This window comes from Geobacillus sp. G4 (genome assembly GCF_040327975.1).
Lineage (GTDB): Bacteria > Bacillota > Bacilli > Bacillales > Anoxybacillaceae > Geobacillus > Geobacillus thermoleovorans.
Map to the genome: position 1 here is coordinate 40,959 of NZ_JBEPJY010000001.1, position 14,619 is coordinate 55,577.

A 14,619-nucleotide genomic window follows, 5' to 3' on the forward strand; every position below is an offset into this window, starting at 1 on the left:
TATTATAGAACAGGGCAAGTGTAAATAATGATTTCCAATGTCTCGCCATATTACTTCCTTACCGCGGCAAAAGAGGAATAAGGCGCCCGTTTCGTCGCAAACTAGAAGCGGAGGTGAAACGAATGGCAAAGCGAAAAGCAAACCACGTGATCCCTGGCATGAACGCCGCCAAAGCGCAAGGAATGGGGGCCGGCTACAACGAAGAGTTTTCCAATGAACCACTGACAGAAGCACAGCGCCAAAACAACAAAAAACGAAAAAAGAACCAATAGCGTGGCGGCCATTCCGCCATCCCGGACTGCCATAGCATGAAAAAAGGGAATGTCCGCCGCCGGCATTCCCTTACTCGTTTTCATTGACTTCGTCAACGATCGCCTGCAAATCGCTGCGGAATTTTTCGAGCTGCACGCGCTGCGTTTCCGAGGCAACTTCGAGCGCGTTTTCAATTTGGGCGAACGCCTCGTTTACTTCTTGCCGAAGATGGGCCAGCTGGTGGCCGTAGTCGGCTTGATCACGCACCAAGTGATCGTGCCATTCTTTCGCTTCCATCGTCGCCTTTTGCGCTGCTTGAAACGCCTCTTGCTTCGTTTTATGGTAAACCATGGCTCGTCCCTCCTTCGCAGTCATCGCGGTCGTTCACTACTTATCGTTTCAAACCGGGCGCAAATTATGCGCCGAATAAGCAAAAGCACAACGCCGCATGCTAACGGACAAAGGAGGGACAACAAATGACGAACAAAAACGACGGCAAAGATATGCGCAAAAACGCCCCAAAAGGCGACAATCCTGGGCAGCCGGAGCCGCTTGACGGTTCGAAAAAAGTGAAGAACCGCAATCACACGCGGCAAAAGCACAACACAAGCCACGATATGTGACGCAAACAAGCGGAGTTTTCCTTCTCCGTTCAGCCGAGACCGGCGGCAGCCGGGAGGGCTGAACGGCTGGCGCCCTTATGTTCACATAATAAAATTATTGTAAAATCAACAAAGCGGGCGGTCGCTAGAACAGCCCGTTGCCGCCCGCCTTGGGTTCATTCCCGTTGAAGCGAATCATCCTCACCCGGTCAACAAGCCGGCCGACGACAATTATGATTCGGTTGTTTGCCGCTTGAGCGCTTCATACAGCTCCACGAATTCAGCGGCTAAATCCTTGACCGTGATCGCCGTCATTAAATGATCTTGGGCATGCACCATCAGAAGCGTCACCACCGGCTGCCCGCCGCTCGCTTCTTGTTGCAGCAACGCGGTCTGTAGCCCATGGGCCGCCTGCAGTTCTGCTCCCGCCTGTTCAAGCAGCCTGCGCGCCTCGGCAAATTCCCCTTTTTTCGCCGCCGTAATCGCCTCCATTGCATAACTGCGGCCGTTTCCGCCATGAAGAATCAGTTGGAATACAGTTTGTTCATACGTTTGCATAACGCCATCTCCTATAGTTGATAGAATTCACGGTACGTAATTAACTGGACACCACGCTCTGCGATCTCCTTAGAGAGCGCTGGATCGGTCAGTACAGCCAACTCCTCGATCCGCTGCCGGCAATAAGAGCTTCCCGCAGCAAGAGGGGCGTCCATATAGGCCGGATGGCACATCACTTCTGCCGTCTGCCCGTCGCCAATCCGGTCGATGAGCGTCAAAAAATGGTCCTTTGTCAATCCATCCCCGTAAAAGTCGGGAAAAAAGACATCGACGGTTGCCAGCCGGTGCGGCCGTGTCGTCCGCACCGGACGGATCGGCAGCCGATAGCGTTCAGCCAATTGTTCCACAACCGGAAACACATTCGGGTGCTCATGGACGTGATGATGGCTGTCGATATGCGTTGGAGAGAGCCCAAGCGAGAAAAACCGCTCGAGTTGGGCAGCAAGCTCCCGCTCGATATCGCTGCGCCTAGCGCCAGCAAGCGCCTCTCCACGCCTAGGAAACTCCCCGTTCTCGTTCACAAGCGACGGAACATCGGCCAGCGGCCGGCCGCACGTCAGCACAAAATGAATGCCGACGCCGAGTTCCGGATGTTCCTTCGCCAATCGGGCGGCGTGTTCTGCCGCTGGCATGTTGGCCATCAGCGTCGCCGACGTGACGACACCGTGTTGAAACGCTTCCAAAATTCCGTAGTTGACCCCTTTCGAGTAACCGAAATCATCGGCGTTGACTATGCAATAGCGCGGCATTTCGTTCCTCTCCTTATTTACAGCGATTGCGTTGTTCCCGCTCCGCTTGAGATCGTTGGATCGGTCTGCTCTTCGGCCGCTTTTTGTTTGTCCCAAATCGAGAAAAATGGATAGTAGATGGCAAACGCGATGAAGAAGTTGACGATTTGCAAAATGCTCCCGGAAATTTTGCCCCCCGTCGCTAAATAGCCACTGATCACGATCGGTGTCGTCCATGGCACGGCCACCCCGCTTGGTTTGGCGACAAGCCCAGTCGCCATCGCCGCGTAGGAGACAACAACAAGCACGACAGGCACGAGAATGAATGGAATGATAAGCAATGGATTCATGACGATCGGCATACCGAACGTGATCGGCTCATTAATATTGAAAATGCCAGGTGCGATCGCGAGCCGCCCTAAGCTTTTCAGCTGCCGGCTGCGCGCCCGAAGCATCATGGTCAACGCCAACGCCAATGTCGCTCCTGAACCGCCGATGTAAATCCAAAGATCAAAAAACTGCTGCGTAATGACGTTGGGCAGTTCGGCATTCGGATTTTGCTGGAACACCATCCGGTTTTCGTCCATCAGCGACAACCAAATCGGCCCCATTACTCCTCCTACGATCGCCGCCCCGTGCAAACCGGTCGACCATAGCAGCTGCACAAGCAGTACAGCGACAATGGCGCCAAATAAACTGCCGCCGAGCACACTGAGCGGTTTGTTTAGAAGCACAGATACAATATTATGGAAACTTTCAAACGGTGTCATTTCCAAAATAAGGCGGGCCACCCAGACAACGACGAGAACAGCGGCCCCCGGAATCAAAGCAACAAAAGAGCGGGCCACTGCAGGCGGCACCCCATCCGGAAGTCGAATGACAATATTTTTTTGGATGATTTTTCGGTAAATTTCCGTCGATACGATCGCCAAAATCATGGCGACAAACAAACCTTTGCTGCCGACCCATTGCACCGGAATGCCGCCGCTGACCATAATGGCTTCTTTCGCTCCTTCCGGCGTGAACGGCACTTTATACGGAGTTGCGAGCAAAAAAGCGGCAAGTGAAATCGCCCCGGCCGAAAGCGCATCAACTTTGTACTTTTCCGCCAACCGGTAAGCGACGCCGAAGCTGACGACAAGCGCCATAATGTCGAATGTCGCCCCGACCGGATACAACAGCTTATCGAGCCAATGTTCGCCAAACCATTTCGCCATCCATTCGTTATAGCCGGGGATCGGCAAAAAACCAATGATTAAAAATAAAGACCCGATAATCAAGAGCGGCATCGACAAAATGATTCCATCACGAATGGCTTGCAAATGGCGCTGTTCGGCAATCCTGCCGGCGATAGGCATCACACGCTCTTCCAACACACGAATAAACCGATCCATCCGCCCCTACCCCCTGTTTATTTTTTTAACCGCAGCGCAAAGTCCAGCACCCCAGAGCCGTTGACACGCCCGTAGTCAGCTGGATTGATGACATCAACCGGAATGCCGCGCGCCTCACCCTCTTTTTTGAAGGCGGCGAGCTTATAGCGGATTTGTGGGCCAATCAGCACAACATCCGCCTGGTCGAGATGACTTTTCGCTTCATCAGCTGACACAGCCCAAATGTTCGCCTCGATCCCTTTTTGCTTTGCCGCCTCCTGCATCTTCGTCACGAGCAAACTCGTCGACATGCCGGCGGCGCAAATGAGTAAAATGTTCATCGCTTTTCTCCTCCTTTGTTTTGTGATCGCCATCTTAACAAGCAAATTCCATGCCAACAATAAAAAAGAAGTGAAAAGCGAGATCGGCTCATTGTGTGTCAGTCAGCGGCAACTGTGTATTGAAACCGTTTTCAATCAAACAGCGCAAAACAAAGAAGCAGACGCCTTATGTGTCCCGTTTTTGCTGCAGCGAGCGGAAAAAGCGAATAATGTGACACAATTCATTCTCACCGATGCGAACGCCGTACCGCTGTTCGAGCGGAAACAACCCCTCCTTCACGATCGTATACAGCGGTTCGTGTTCACGGCAACCACCGTCCGTCCCAGCATCGCTTGATAGTTCACCGGCCAACAACCGATCAAGCAGGCAGCATAAATGAAGGACAAGTCCGGCCATATCGCTGGACTGCGACGGAAACCCAATCTCTTGGCTGATCGACGCGAGCACCGCACGGATCACCGGAATCGCCCGTCCTGAGGACAGATGGCGAAGATGGCCGTCCAGTTCTCGGGCCATATGCATATACATTTCTTCATCATCGACAAGCGCTTGTATTTCTTTCATGGCTTTCAGACTGAGCACTTCGTCCAAAGCAAAGTGCGGAACCCGTTCATCGAGGCGGAAATGGCTGACGATGGCGACGATTCGAACATGTTTGGCTATGTTTGACAACCTATTTTGCGCTTCTTTTTCATCAACGATATGAATAGGGATAATTTCCCACAATTGTTCATCAAGCTGCAAGTAAGTTTCCAATATATGCTTTAATGCAAGCGCACTTCCTTTTCCCGTCAAACAAGCCGTAACAATCGCCAGCCTATCTTGCTCCGCCCCGTCCTCTTCCCAAAACGGTTGGCTCATATAATATGGCGCAGCGGTTTTCACTTCGTTATAAATGTCGACAAGCGAATAGCCGAGCATCGCTTTGCGGGCGGCTTCCAATACATGCGGCGTACTCGCTGCAGAAATGACTTTCACTGGAATGGCAAGCTCTTTTTCTAAAAAATGGGCAAAAGACACGAGCGATCCCATATCAACAAGCAGCAATGCCCCTTTCGTCGATGCAACCGGCTGCAAGACCGCTTTTACTTGCTTGTAAACTTGTTTCGGGTCCGCATCGAGCGGCATATCGACCGCTTGCACGCATGCGGCTGCCAACAATTTGTTGACGACATCCGCCATAGCCGACGCAACGCCGTTGCCATGCATGATGACAACCACCGCCACCCGCTCTTCCTGTTCCTCCTGTTCTTCGTCACGGTGCGCGAAAAACATGGTCAAAAACCCCGCTTCATCGATGGGAAAATCAATGCGCATCTGTTCTTCCATAAGCTGCAAGCAGTCCAAGGCAACGGCAAACTCTTTTTTATAAGCGGTGCGCACCTGATTGAGCTGTGGGTGGGTCACGGCGTTCCCGGTCCGAAGGCGATTAAGCGCCGTTTGAATATGCAAAGCGAGCGCATACATCACCTTTTCCGGGAAACGGCGTTCCAGTCTGTTCTCCGCGTAGGCGATTAGCGCCTCGGTTAATGACAGGACGTCAGGTGCGATCATTTTCTCCAGATCGCAGCGATCGCGAATGCGGCGATGAAGACCTTTCATATACTGCGAAACATAACGTTCAATGTCCATCTCAAGCAGCAAATCCAGTTCATCGCCGGTGACGCCCTGCTTTTTCAACTCACTGTATTTGCGCTCAATATTGTCATAAATCGATTGCTGGTCATCATTCACCAGTTCTGGTCGGCATTCGCCTCCATGCGCTGAAAACACGCACCGACCGTGCGGCAGCGGAAAGGAGGCGGCCTGCGGATGCTTTTTCTCGAGTAGCAGCCCGCTTTGCACCTCAAACGACAAGTCAGCGCGCTGGATGCGGACGTTTTCTTTTTTTCCGGTGACATAGTCGGCATACGCCTTGGCGCAAACGAGCTGAATGTCGGCTTTCAGCTGTCCGACGTTGTTTGGACAGGGGTAAAACAAAAAGGCGCGCAACGCATTGGCAGAGACATGAATGTCTTTCCCGAGGCGCACCGCTTCCTGTTGAAAAAATTGCATGACGAGACAGTACCGTTCCTCAAGCGTCCGCTTCTCAAGCGGCGGCAGCCAAATATGCATCGGAATGCGGCGACGAAACGTTTTCAGCAAGTTGGATTCCGGGTTTTCAGTCGTTGCGCAAATCAACAGCACATCAGCCTTTCGTTCCGTGTCCGTTTCCCCTAGCCGGCGGTAGACGCCGCGGTCAATGAATGTAAACAGCATCTCCTGACCTTCCGCCGGCAGGCGGTGCACTTCATCTAAAAATAAAATGCCTCCATCCGCCTTCTCAAGCAGCCCTTTTTGTTCATGCGCTCCCGTGTACGCTCCTTTCCGGATTCCAAACAGTTGCCCAAGCAACAGTTGCGGGTTGTTGGCGTAGTCAGCACAGTTAAAAGTCACAAACGGCGCCCCCGGCGGAAAACGGCCAGTTGCGACGGCAAATTCATGGAGCAACTCGGCAAACATCGATTTTCCCGTCCCAGTTTCCCCGACAATCAGCATCGGCAGTCCTTTCGGCGGATACAAGAGGGCAGCTTTGCCCTGCTCGATGGCCATGGCCAAACTCGGCTGTTCGGCGGCAAGCCGGTCCAACCGCGGCGCTGTCGCTCTATTGCCGGCGACCGCAAACCGCACCGGCCTTCCCGGCCGTTTTTGCACTTTTCCTTCCCTCCACAACCGATTCAAATCGCGGCTGACGTTAGCTCGATCCAATCCGAGAGCGTCAGCTAGCTCCTCTGCGCTCGCCCACGACTCTCCGCTCTTCTTCCACTGACACAGCGTGTTATAGATGAGATCGATTCTTTTCACGATCGCTCCCCTCCTCGTTACACACATTCGCAGCCGCCGGTCGAAATTCCTGCCGAATCGTGATGAAACAACGCCGGCCCGCCGCTATGCACAAAACAAAAGAACGAGGCCTTATTCGACCCCGTTCATCTCGTGAAGACATGGTGCCCGATGCGAATCGTCACCGGACGCGACAACATCCATTTGTCTTTTGTGATTTTCGGATTGTAGAAATAAAGCGAGCCGCGGCGATCGTTTGGGAATAAGGCTAGCGCCTTGTCGACCGCCTCGTAATCCTGCTTGGTCGGCTGAATGCGGGTCAATTTCCCCGTTTTGGCTGGCACAAACGCATAGCCGGATTTCGTTTTTTGATAAATGACGCCGCGCACCGTCTTTGGAAACTCCGGATGCTTTGTGCGGTTTAAAATCACAAGCGCCACTTCCACCTTGCCGGCAAACGGCTCGCTCGAACCGGTCTCCGCTTGCACAAGCTGGGCGAGCAGCTTCCGGTCAGCGGCGCTTAATGAGATCGATTTCTTCTTTGCCGGCGCCGAAGCCGATCGTTTCGCCGCAGCCGGCACTTTCAGCCTTTCTCCGGCATAAATGGCATCGCTTTTTAAGTGATTTAACAACTTTAACGAAGCAACCGTAGTATGATATTGTTTGGCGATCTTCGACAACGTATCCCCTTTTTTCACTTGATAGTATGTATACGAGCCAGCCGCTTCCGCCGACAGCCCATGAGAGCTTAACGCCATACAGCAAATGATCGTGAGCGCTGCAATCGTCTTTTTCACTTTCACTCTGCGCATCCCCCTCATCGTTGCCTTTTGGCTTTTTTTCTTTGTTTACTAGATTAGCAGGCAAAGAAGGGAACGTCACTGTATATCTTTTCCATACAAAGCGGCCGGCGGCTTTCAATCCATTGGCGCTGTAAGGTGGGACAAGCTTTTTTACAGTTGCATTACAGTTGCGTTACGCTTCGTAACAAGCCGCTGTTTGAAACTTGCCAAACAGCAAGCTTTTCGACATAATAGTAGACGAATCTTGCCTATGGCAAAAACAGTTGATCATCATGTTGGGGTGGGGATCGTGCTGACCGGATGGTTTCTTTGGTTTATTTTGCTTTGGGTCGTCTTTTTGCTTGTCATGATGTCGATCGGCGGCTTTTTCATGTTCCGCAAGTTTTTGAAGCGGCTGCCGAAAGAAGATGGGAAATCGGAGCTCGACTGGCAGGAATATTACATTGAACAGACGCGTCATCTATGGGGGGAAGAAGAAAAAGCGCTGCTTGAGGAATTGGTTCGCCCTGTGCCGGAATTGTTCCGCGACGTCGCGCGGCAAAAGATCGCCGGCAAAATCGGCGAGCTTGCGCTCAAGGAACAGGCGCCGCGCATCACACGCGACTTGCTGATCCGCGGCTATATCATCGCAACCCCCAAGCGCGACCATAAGTTTTTGATCCGGACATTGCAGGCGAAGAACATCGATCTCGCCCCTTATAAACATTTATTGGAAAGCCGCTGACGTTCCGCCTTTCGTCTAAGGCTGACCGGCGGCTTTCGTCTGTTTCAGCATGGAAAAAGCGGCCCAAACAAGCAGCTTTTTAGGCCGGGACCGACGACTTCAGCTCCGTCTGCGGGACAATTCCAGGGAAGCGAAGTGAAGCGGCTTGGTGCAACAAAAAAGGGAGCTGTCCATCAGCGGGACAGCTCTTTATGTCAGCACTGGCGGTTTCAGCTGCGCCGCCAGCTTTCTATACGAAACGTACATCGCAATCCGCCATGGGACGATCATCGAAAACGCGAGCAAATAAAACATGCCGCTTAACTGGCGGTAGTCGATCGTTCGTCCTAAATACGTTTTCAAGCCAAGACGAATGACAATCAACCCGAGCAAAATCCAAATAAAGGATTTTGAGCGTTTCAAATAAATATCGCTGCCGCGGATTTCAAATTTTGACGTTTTAATGAGAAACAGCGAGAAAAACAGGCCGAGAATGACCGCTTCGATGAGCTCCCCGCGCGTAACGCGAAAGACCGGATCGATGAACATCAGCGCCCCGGTGCTCATAAACAGCGGCGGCAAAATAATTTTTTTGGCATTCGTCGGCTTTTCCGACGCCTTCATGCGCACAAAAAAGATGAAAAACGCCATCACAACGGCGATGAGCGATGTAATGAACGCCAAAGCCATCACCTTCTTCCGACAAAATTCACGGACAACGCTATTATAGCAAAAACCGCTCCGCTTGCCTACCGTCCTCTAAAGCCGCCCCCGCCTTCGCCAAACATCGCGCTCGCTTCATCCCTCTCGCTTGCCAAGAGGAACGCAGTCAGCTGTTTTCCAGCGGTCATAAGCCGGCGCCTTCCTATGCCGTACGAAGCCAAAGCCCGCTTACAAAAGACGGGCAATCGCCTCGAGCACGCGGGTTTCTTCAAACGGCTTGACGATGAAGTCAGCCGCTCCGGCTTCAATGGCCTCAACGACCATACGCTGCTGCCCGAGCGCCGAGCAGATGATGATTTTCGCCCCGGGATCGATCTCCTTAATCGCCCGCACCGCTTCAATCCCATTCATGACCGGCATCGTAATGTCCATGATGACAAGATCGGGGCGCAGCCGGCGATACAGCTCGACCGCCTCTTTGCCGTTTTCCGCCTCACCGGCTACGGTGTGATCCGTTTTTTCCAGTATGCGCGCCAGCGTTACCCGCATAAACTTCGCATCGTCAGCAATTAAAATGGCAGCCATCTTTCCATCGCCCTCTCCTCAACGATATTCCTCCAACAACAGCCGCACAAAGGGCGGCTCCATCGCCGCTAAAAACCAGTAAATCCGCCAAACAAGCTTGTCGTATAAGCAATCAGCTTTGTCATCCAGTCAAAGTACAAAACGACGCCCATCGCCACCATGACATAGCCGCCCGCCTTCATGATGGATGCGCTATGGCGGCGGATCCATTGCAGCTTGCCGATAAAAAACGACAACATGAAAAACGGAACGGCAAATCCAAGCGTATAAGCAAGCATATACATCATTCCTGAGCCCGGGTTGGTGGCGGCTAGAGCGACAACCGCCACCAAAATCGGCCCCATGCACGGCGTCCAACCGGCGGCAAACGCCATGCCGATCAGCACGGAGCCGACATATCCCGATGGCCGTTCACGAAACGAAATGCGCCGATCTTTCAGCAAAAACGCCGGCTTCCACAGCCCGGCGACGACGAGGCCAAGAGCGACGATCACGACCGCGCCGATTTGCCGGATCGCATCTTGATAATCAACAAACAGCCTTCCAAGAAGCGAGGTGCCAAAGCCAAGCGAGATAAAAATGAGCGAGAAGCCGAGCAAAAAGCAAAGCGTATGCCATAAGCTGCGGCGGTTCAGCATCGCGTTTTCCTCTTTCAACTCGCTGACCGACACGCCGGTGATATACGATAAAAACGCCGGATAAAGCGGCAAGCAGCACGGGGAAATAAACGACAAAAACCCGGCGCCGAACGCTAAAAATAGATTGAGATCATTCATTGGTGAACCAGCCCCTGCTTTTTTACTTTTTATTTTAGCAGAATTCCTTCTTCCCGTAACACGTTTCTCATTGTTCCTGGTCAATTTTTCTATTTTCCATTTTTGCGTTCACTGATAAAATAGTATAAAGCACCATACACAATACTTCAAGCAAAGGACGGTCGATTCGTGCCGAAATGCAAATTGTTGACCTTGATTGAACAAAAGCGGATGGAGCTTGTCGACACGGTGGCCAAAACGGGGTTAAACTCGGCGGCGGCCATGAAAATCAGCAAAGAACTTGACACGTTGCTCAATGCCTATCAACGCGAACAAACCAAGCGGCGAAAGCAAAGCGCCTCCCGCTAGGCGGGACATGGCGCTTTCTTCTTTTTGTTCCAAGCAGGGGCGGCAAAACGCCGCCATTTACGCATGGACGTCGACGAGGCCGTTTTGCAGCAAGTACATTTGGTAGTAAAGCCCTTTTTGCGCCAGCAGTTGCTGATGCGTACCGCGCTCGATGATTTCGCCGCGGTGGAGGACGAAAATTTGATCAGCGTCTTGAATCGTTGATAGACGGTGGGCGATGGCGATCGTCGTCCGCCCTTTCCGCATGCGCATGAGCGCATCTTGAATCGCTTCCTCTGTTTCGGTGTCAATATGGGCGGTCGCCTCATCGAGCACCAAAATTTTCGGATCAGCAGCGATCGTGCGAGCAAAGGAAAGAAGCTGGCGCTGACCGCTTGATAACGTCGCCCCGCGCTCGGCGAGCACATGGTCGTAGCCGCCGGGCAATTGCTCAATAAACGCATCGGCCTGCACGAGCCGAGCGGCCTCCTTAATGGCTTCGTCGTCCAGTTCCTGATTATACATGCGAATGTTCTCTTTGACCGTCCCGTAAAACAAAAACGGATCTTGCAAGACAAGGCCGAGGCGGCGGCGCAGCTCGGCGCGCGAGTAATCGCGGATCGACCGGCCGTCAAGCAAAATATCGCCGCGGTCAAACTCATAAAAGCGCATGAGCAAGTTGATGATCGAACTTTTGCCGCTGCCGGTATGGCCGACAAACGCGACCGTCTGACCTGGACGGATGACAAACGACAGCCGTTTCAGCACATCCCGTTTGCCGTCGTAGGAAAAGCTGACATCCCGAAATTCGATTTCCCCGCGCTCGATCACATGCGGCGACCAATTTGGATTGGCCGGCGCCTCTTCTTGATGATCAAGAAGGGCAAACACGCGAGAGGCGGAAACGATCGCCTGCTGGTAAAGAGACAGGCGCATCATCATTTGCGTCACCGGTTCGAAAAAGCGCTCCAAATAGTTGACAAACGCATACAGCACGCCGATCTCAACTGGGCCATCAAGCGCCGTGATGCCAAAAAAGCTGAGCACAACCATGATCGACAACATATACACCACATCGATCGCCGGTCGAAGCAGCAGTCCATCAAGGTGGATGTTTTTCATCCCCGCCTTGTAATGCGCTTCATTGACGGCGGCAAACTCTTGATATAAACGGCGCTGCTGGCGGAACGCTTGAATGACGGCCATTCCTTGCAGCGATTCGTTCAATTTGGCGTTCAGTTCGCTCAGCCGTTCGCGCATCTCTTGATAAAACACTGAGCTGTAGCGGCGGTATGTGTGCATGATGAACGCGATCGCCGGGAGGATGAACAGGCAAAACAACGCAAGCTTAGCATCAAGCGAAAACATGGCGACAAACACGCCGATGACAAACAAGCCGTTTTGCACAAAGGCCGCTAGGACGCTGATGAACATGTCCTTGATCGCTTCTGTATCGTTCGTCACCCGCGAAACGATGCTTCCGCCCGGCGTCCGGTCAAAATAGCTCATCCCGAGCCGGTGCACTTTCGCAAACACATCCATCCGCAGCGCTTGAATGACGTACAAAGCGAGCCGCTGAAACTCGACAAGCTGGAAGTAGGAAATGATCGTTTTCAAGACGAGCACGCCGAGATAGGCGGCGGCCAGCGCCGCCACCGGTCCAAAAGCGAGGCGGCCCGGCACCAAATAGTCATCAATGAACACTTTCACCAAATACGGGCCGGAAAGCTCCCCGGCCGTTGCCAACAGAAGAAGCGCAAACGCAAGCGCAGTTTCTTTTTTGTATCTTCCCATATAAGCGAGCAGCCGCCATAAGACGCGCCGCTGCTCTTTTGTTGTCAACCATCGGTCGTTCATCCACTTCCCCCTATCTCACAAACAACTTGTATTTTCAAGCTTTTCGCTCCGCTCGTTTTTGAAGAGAGCGCGAACGTTCAAAGCTGTTGTCACTCCGCAAGCGCCTCAAGCTGCTGGCGCCGGTGCATGTCGCGATACCAGCCGTCTTCTGCCATCAGCTGCTCGTGCGTTCCCGCCTGCACGATTCGCCCCCCGTCAAGGACGAGAATCCAATCGGCATGCTCAACCGCACTTAAACGATGGGCGGCGATGATCGTCGTTTTTCCGCGCCGCTCCTGTTTGAGCGCTGCTAAAATCCGCGACTCGGTCTTCGCGTCCACGGCCGACAACGCGTCATCAAAAATGAGCACTTCCGGGTCAATGAGAAGCGCCCGGGCGATTGACAGCCGCTGTTTTTGCCCACCGGATAGGGAAACGCCGCGCTCGCCGATGACCGTCTCATACCCATCGGGAAACTGCAAAATGTCATCATGGATATCGGCCAGCCGCGCCGCCCGTACGACCTCGTCCTCTCCGGCTTCCGGCTTGGCAAAGGCGATGTTGTCGCGGATGGAGGCAGAAAACAAGAAATGGTCTTGCGGCACGTAGCCGATCGCCGAACGGAGCGCGAAAAGCGTATAATCGCGGATGTCGCGGCCGCCGAAGCGAATCTCGCCGTCATAGCCGTCAAACTCGCGCAGCAGCAGGCGAAGCAACGTCGTTTTTCCCGCCCCCGTTTTGCCGACGACGCCAAGCGTCGCCCCACGCTTGAGCTGAAAACGAATGCCCCGAAGCGCCGGCTTCGCCTCGCCCGGATAGGCAAATTGACGAACATCATACTCAATGTCGCCTTGCGGAGCGATGTGAAGGGCATCCGGACGTTCGTTGATTTCATCTTGTTCAGCCAACAGCGCCCGCACCCGGTCGTACGAAGCACGCCCTCGCTCAACAATGTTAAACAGCCAGCCGAACGCCAACATCGGCCAAATAAGCAGGCCAAGGTAGGTCGTAAACGACACAAGCTCGCCGATCGTCAATTCGCCCGCCAAAACCATTTGGCTGCCAAACGCCACAGCGAGAAAAAATGACAGCCCAACAAGCAGCCCGATCGTCGGATCAAACAAGGCGTCAATTTTGGCGACGGCAACGTTTTTCGCCACGACGTCTTCCGATTGACGGCGAAACGCCTCGACATCGTGTTCCTCATAGCCGAACGCCTTGATGACGCGGATGCCGTTGACGCTTTCCTGCACCTTGTCGTTCAGCGACGAAAACGCCGCTTGCGCCGTTAAAAACCGACGATGGAGCATCGTCCCATAGCGGCTCGTCGCCGCCGCCATCACGGGCATCGGCAATAAGCTGATGAGCGTCAGCTTCCAGCTGATCGAAAACGCCATCGTTGCCAACACAAACCCGCCAAGCGTCACCGAGTCAACAAGCGTCAAAATGCCGCTTCCGGCCGTCTGCTGAATCGCTTGCAAATCGTTGGTCGCATGGGCCATTAAATCGCCGATCCGCTTCCGCTGGTAAAACGACGGCGACATGTTCGTAAAATGCTGATACAGCTCGTTGCGCAGCTGGCGGGCAAGCTTGACCGCCGAACCGAAAATGAAAATGCGCCAAGCGTAGCGGAGCCCGTAAAGCGCCGCCGCAACGGCGGCGAGGACGGCGATCCAGCGGATGAGCACTTCTTTTGTCATCGTGCCGTTTTTCATATGATCGACCAACAAGCCGATCACTTTCGGCGGGACTGTCTCCAAAAACGCCACGATGACAAGCACGAAAATGCCGGTGATATACGCCTTCTTTTCTTGACGGAAAAACCAAAACAAATCGCGAAACACGCTCACGCATCCCGCCCTCCTTTCGTTTGGCTGACGAACAATCGCCATATTATTGTAACAAAACTAGAAAAATTTTGAAAGAACATTTTGGCAAAATAAAAAGACACTCTCGATCGAGTGTCCGTTGCGCTTATTTCAGCTGATTGTTCATCATTTTCATCATCTGATTGATTTTCTTCTGCGACGGAGTCATGCCCATTTGCATCATCATCATGCGAATCATTTGTTCATTGATCGGCGGGTTTTTCTTCAAATAATTGATCATCGTTTTGCGGGCGACGAAAAATCCGATCGCCACCCCGGCGATGAGCGCCAGCACGCCAACGAGAATCGTACCCCACATAACAGCGATTTTCCTCCTTCTTGTTGTCTCCCTAACAGTGTACTAAACGATGCGTCATTAG

17 protein-coding genes are annotated in these 14,619 nt (G+C 53.0%); 4 read left to right on the plus strand and 13 right to left on the minus strand.

What is annotated here, in order from left to right; translation table 11 throughout:
• The first annotated feature begins 122 nt into the window (after positions 1 to 122).
• On the plus strand, positions 123 to 272 hold the full coding sequence (gene sspO / locus ABS784_RS00190) for a small acid-soluble spore protein O (RefSeq protein ID WP_008879509.1): 150 nt from the start codon (positions 123 to 125) through the stop codon (positions 270 to 272).
• A 70-nt stretch (positions 273 to 342) separates the two neighbouring features.
• On the opposite strand, the gene ABS784_RS00195 is transcribed toward sspO, so the two are convergent.
• Positions 343 to 603: a hypothetical protein gene (locus tag ABS784_RS00195; RefSeq protein ID WP_011230844.1), complete on the minus strand. Its 261-nt coding sequence runs from the start codon at positions 601 to 603 to the stop codon at positions 343 to 345.
• A gap of 125 nt (positions 604 to 728) precedes the next feature.
• Between ABS784_RS00195 and ABS784_RS00200 the strand changes: the two genes are divergently transcribed.
• Positions 729 to 875: a small acid-soluble spore protein P gene (locus ABS784_RS00200; RefSeq protein ID WP_011230843.1), complete on the plus strand. Its 147-nt coding sequence runs from the start codon at positions 729 to 731 to the stop codon at positions 873 to 875.
• A 210-nt stretch (positions 876 to 1,085) separates the two neighbouring features.
• Here ABS784_RS00200 and ABS784_RS00205 read toward each other — a convergent pair whose 3' ends face one another.
• From ABS784_RS00205 to ABS784_RS00230, 6 genes are all read right to left on the minus strand, one after another.
• Positions 1,086 to 1,412, minus strand: coding sequence for a PTS lactose/cellobiose transporter subunit IIA (locus ABS784_RS00205; protein WP_062898545.1), 327 nt, complete (start codon positions 1,410 to 1,412; stop codon positions 1,086 to 1,088).
• Positions 1,413 to 1,423: 11 nt separating this feature from the next.
• Positions 1,424 to 2,161: a chitin disaccharide deacetylase gene (gene chbG / locus ABS784_RS00210; protein ID WP_062898544.1), complete on the minus strand. Its 738-nt coding sequence runs from the start codon at positions 2,159 to 2,161 to the stop codon at positions 1,424 to 1,426.
• A 17-nt stretch (positions 2,162 to 2,178) separates the two neighbouring features.
• Positions 2,179 to 3,534 carry a PTS cellobiose transporter subunit IIC gene (celB, locus tag ABS784_RS00215; RefSeq protein ID WP_062898543.1) on the minus strand — a complete coding sequence of 452 codons (1,356 nt, stop codon included), beginning with the start codon at positions 3,532 to 3,534 and terminating at the stop codon, positions 2,179 to 2,181.
• Between the two features lie 17 nt (positions 3,535 to 3,551).
• Complete coding sequence (locus ABS784_RS00220) at positions 3,552 to 3,854, minus strand: PTS sugar transporter subunit IIB (protein WP_013145675.1); 303 nt, start codon at positions 3,852 to 3,854, stop codon at positions 3,552 to 3,554.
• A gap of 166 nt (positions 3,855 to 4,020) precedes the next feature.
• A complete protein-coding gene (locus ABS784_RS00225) occupies positions 4,021 to 6,699 on the minus strand; it encodes a sigma 54-interacting transcriptional regulator (RefSeq protein WP_352511070.1) in 2,679 nt (892 codons plus the stop codon).
• 125 nt (positions 6,700 to 6,824) lie between these two features.
• Positions 6,825 to 7,499, minus strand: a complete 675-nt coding sequence (locus ABS784_RS00230) for a cell wall hydrolase (RefSeq protein ID WP_031212903.1) — start codon at positions 7,497 to 7,499, stop codon at positions 6,825 to 6,827.
• Positions 7,500 to 7,770: 271 nt separating this feature from the next.
• Between ABS784_RS00230 and ABS784_RS00235 the strand changes: the two genes are divergently transcribed.
• A complete protein-coding gene (locus ABS784_RS00235) occupies positions 7,771 to 8,205 on the plus strand; it encodes a DUF2621 domain-containing protein (RefSeq protein ID WP_011230841.1) in 435 nt (144 codons plus the stop codon).
• Positions 8,206 to 8,394: 189 nt separating this feature from the next.
• Here ABS784_RS00235 and ABS784_RS00240 read toward each other — a convergent pair whose 3' ends face one another.
• The 3 genes from ABS784_RS00240 to ABS784_RS00250 all read right to left on the minus strand — a co-directional run bounded on the left by ABS784_RS00240 (position 8,395) and on the right by ABS784_RS00250 (position 10,208).
• The gene (locus tag ABS784_RS00240; RefSeq protein WP_020278238.1) at positions 8,395 to 8,874 is read right to left on the minus strand and encodes a CcdC family protein; all 480 of its coding nucleotides are present in this window, start codon (positions 8,872 to 8,874) and stop codon (positions 8,395 to 8,397) included.
• Positions 8,875 to 9,075: 201 nt separating this feature from the next.
• Positions 9,076 to 9,432 carry a response regulator gene (locus tag ABS784_RS00245; protein WP_011230839.1) on the minus strand — a complete coding sequence of 119 codons (357 nt, stop codon included), beginning with the start codon at positions 9,430 to 9,432 and terminating at the stop codon, positions 9,076 to 9,078.
• A gap of 68 nt (positions 9,433 to 9,500) precedes the next feature.
• Positions 9,501 to 10,208: a cytochrome c biogenesis protein CcdA gene (locus ABS784_RS00250; protein WP_011230838.1), complete on the minus strand. Its 708-nt coding sequence runs from the start codon at positions 10,206 to 10,208 to the stop codon at positions 9,501 to 9,503.
• Positions 10,209 to 10,376: 168 nt separating this feature from the next.
• Between ABS784_RS00250 and ABS784_RS00255 the strand changes: the two genes are divergently transcribed.
• Positions 10,377 to 10,556 carry an aspartyl-phosphate phosphatase Spo0E family protein gene (locus tag ABS784_RS00255; RefSeq protein WP_011230836.1) on the plus strand — a complete coding sequence of 60 codons (180 nt, stop codon included), beginning with the start codon at positions 10,377 to 10,379 and terminating at the stop codon, positions 10,554 to 10,556.
• Positions 10,557 to 10,613: 57 nt separating this feature from the next.
• On the opposite strand, the gene ABS784_RS00260 is transcribed toward ABS784_RS00255, so the two are convergent.
• The 3 genes from ABS784_RS00260 to ABS784_RS00270 form a co-directional block, all read right to left on the minus strand.
• Positions 10,614 to 12,392 carry an ABC transporter ATP-binding protein gene (locus ABS784_RS00260; RefSeq protein ID WP_023634181.1) on the minus strand — a complete coding sequence of 593 codons (1,779 nt, stop codon included), beginning with the start codon at positions 12,390 to 12,392 and terminating at the stop codon, positions 10,614 to 10,616.
• A gap of 89 nt (positions 12,393 to 12,481) precedes the next feature.
• A complete protein-coding gene (locus tag ABS784_RS00265) occupies positions 12,482 to 14,221 on the minus strand; it encodes an ABC transporter transmembrane domain-containing protein (RefSeq protein WP_352511074.1) in 1,740 nt (579 codons plus the stop codon).
• Positions 14,222 to 14,345: 124 nt separating this feature from the next.
• Positions 14,346 to 14,558 (minus strand): YneF family protein, encoded by a 213-nt coding sequence (locus ABS784_RS00270; RefSeq protein ID WP_011230833.1) that lies wholly within the window; start codon positions 14,556 to 14,558, stop codon positions 14,346 to 14,348.
• Positions 14,559 to 14,619: the final 61 nt, after the last annotated feature.

Bases quoted from the DNA above. Each gene is read 5' to 3' on its own strand.
- sspO (WP_008879509.1), top strand. From the start codon at position 123: ATGGCAAAGCGAAAAGCAAACCACGTGATCCCTGGCATGAACGCCGCC.
- ABS784_RS00195 (WP_011230844.1), bottom strand. From the start codon at position 603: ATGGTTTACCATAAAACGAAGCAAGAGGCGTTTCAAGCAGCGCAAAAG.
- ABS784_RS00200 (WP_011230843.1), top strand. From the start codon at position 729: ATGACGAACAAAAACGACGGCAAAGATATGCGCAAAAACGCCCCAAAA.
- ABS784_RS00205 (WP_062898545.1), bottom strand. From the start codon at position 1,412: ATGCAAACGTATGAACAAACTGTATTCCAACTGATTCTTCATGGCGGA.
- chbG (WP_062898544.1), bottom strand. From the start codon at position 2,161: ATGCCGCGCTATTGCATAGTCAACGCCGATGATTTCGGTTACTCGAAA.
- celB (WP_062898543.1), bottom strand. From the start codon at position 3,534: ATGGATCGGTTTATTCGTGTGTTGGAAGAGCGTGTGATGCCTATCGCC.
- ABS784_RS00220 (WP_013145675.1), bottom strand. From the start codon at position 3,854: ATGAACATTTTACTCATTTGCGCCGCCGGCATGTCGACGAGTTTGCTC.
- ABS784_RS00230 (WP_031212903.1), bottom strand. From the start codon at position 7,499: ATGAGGGGGATGCGCAGAGTGAAAGTGAAAAAGACGATTGCAGCGCTC.
- ABS784_RS00240 (WP_020278238.1), bottom strand. From the start codon at position 8,874: ATGGCTTTGGCGTTCATTACATCGCTCATCGCCGTTGTGATGGCGTTT.
- ABS784_RS00245 (WP_011230839.1), bottom strand. From the start codon at position 9,432: ATGGCTGCCATTTTAATTGCTGACGATGCGAAGTTTATGCGGGTAACG.
- ABS784_RS00250 (WP_011230838.1), bottom strand. From the start codon at position 10,208: ATGAATGATCTCAATCTATTTTTAGCGTTCGGCGCCGGGTTTTTGTCG.
- ABS784_RS00260 (WP_023634181.1), bottom strand. From the start codon at position 12,392: ATGAACGACCGATGGTTGACAACAAAAGAGCAGCGGCGCGTCTTATGG.
- ABS784_RS00270 (WP_011230833.1), bottom strand. From the start codon at position 14,558: ATGTGGGGTACGATTCTCGTTGGCGTGCTGGCGCTCATCGCCGGGGTG.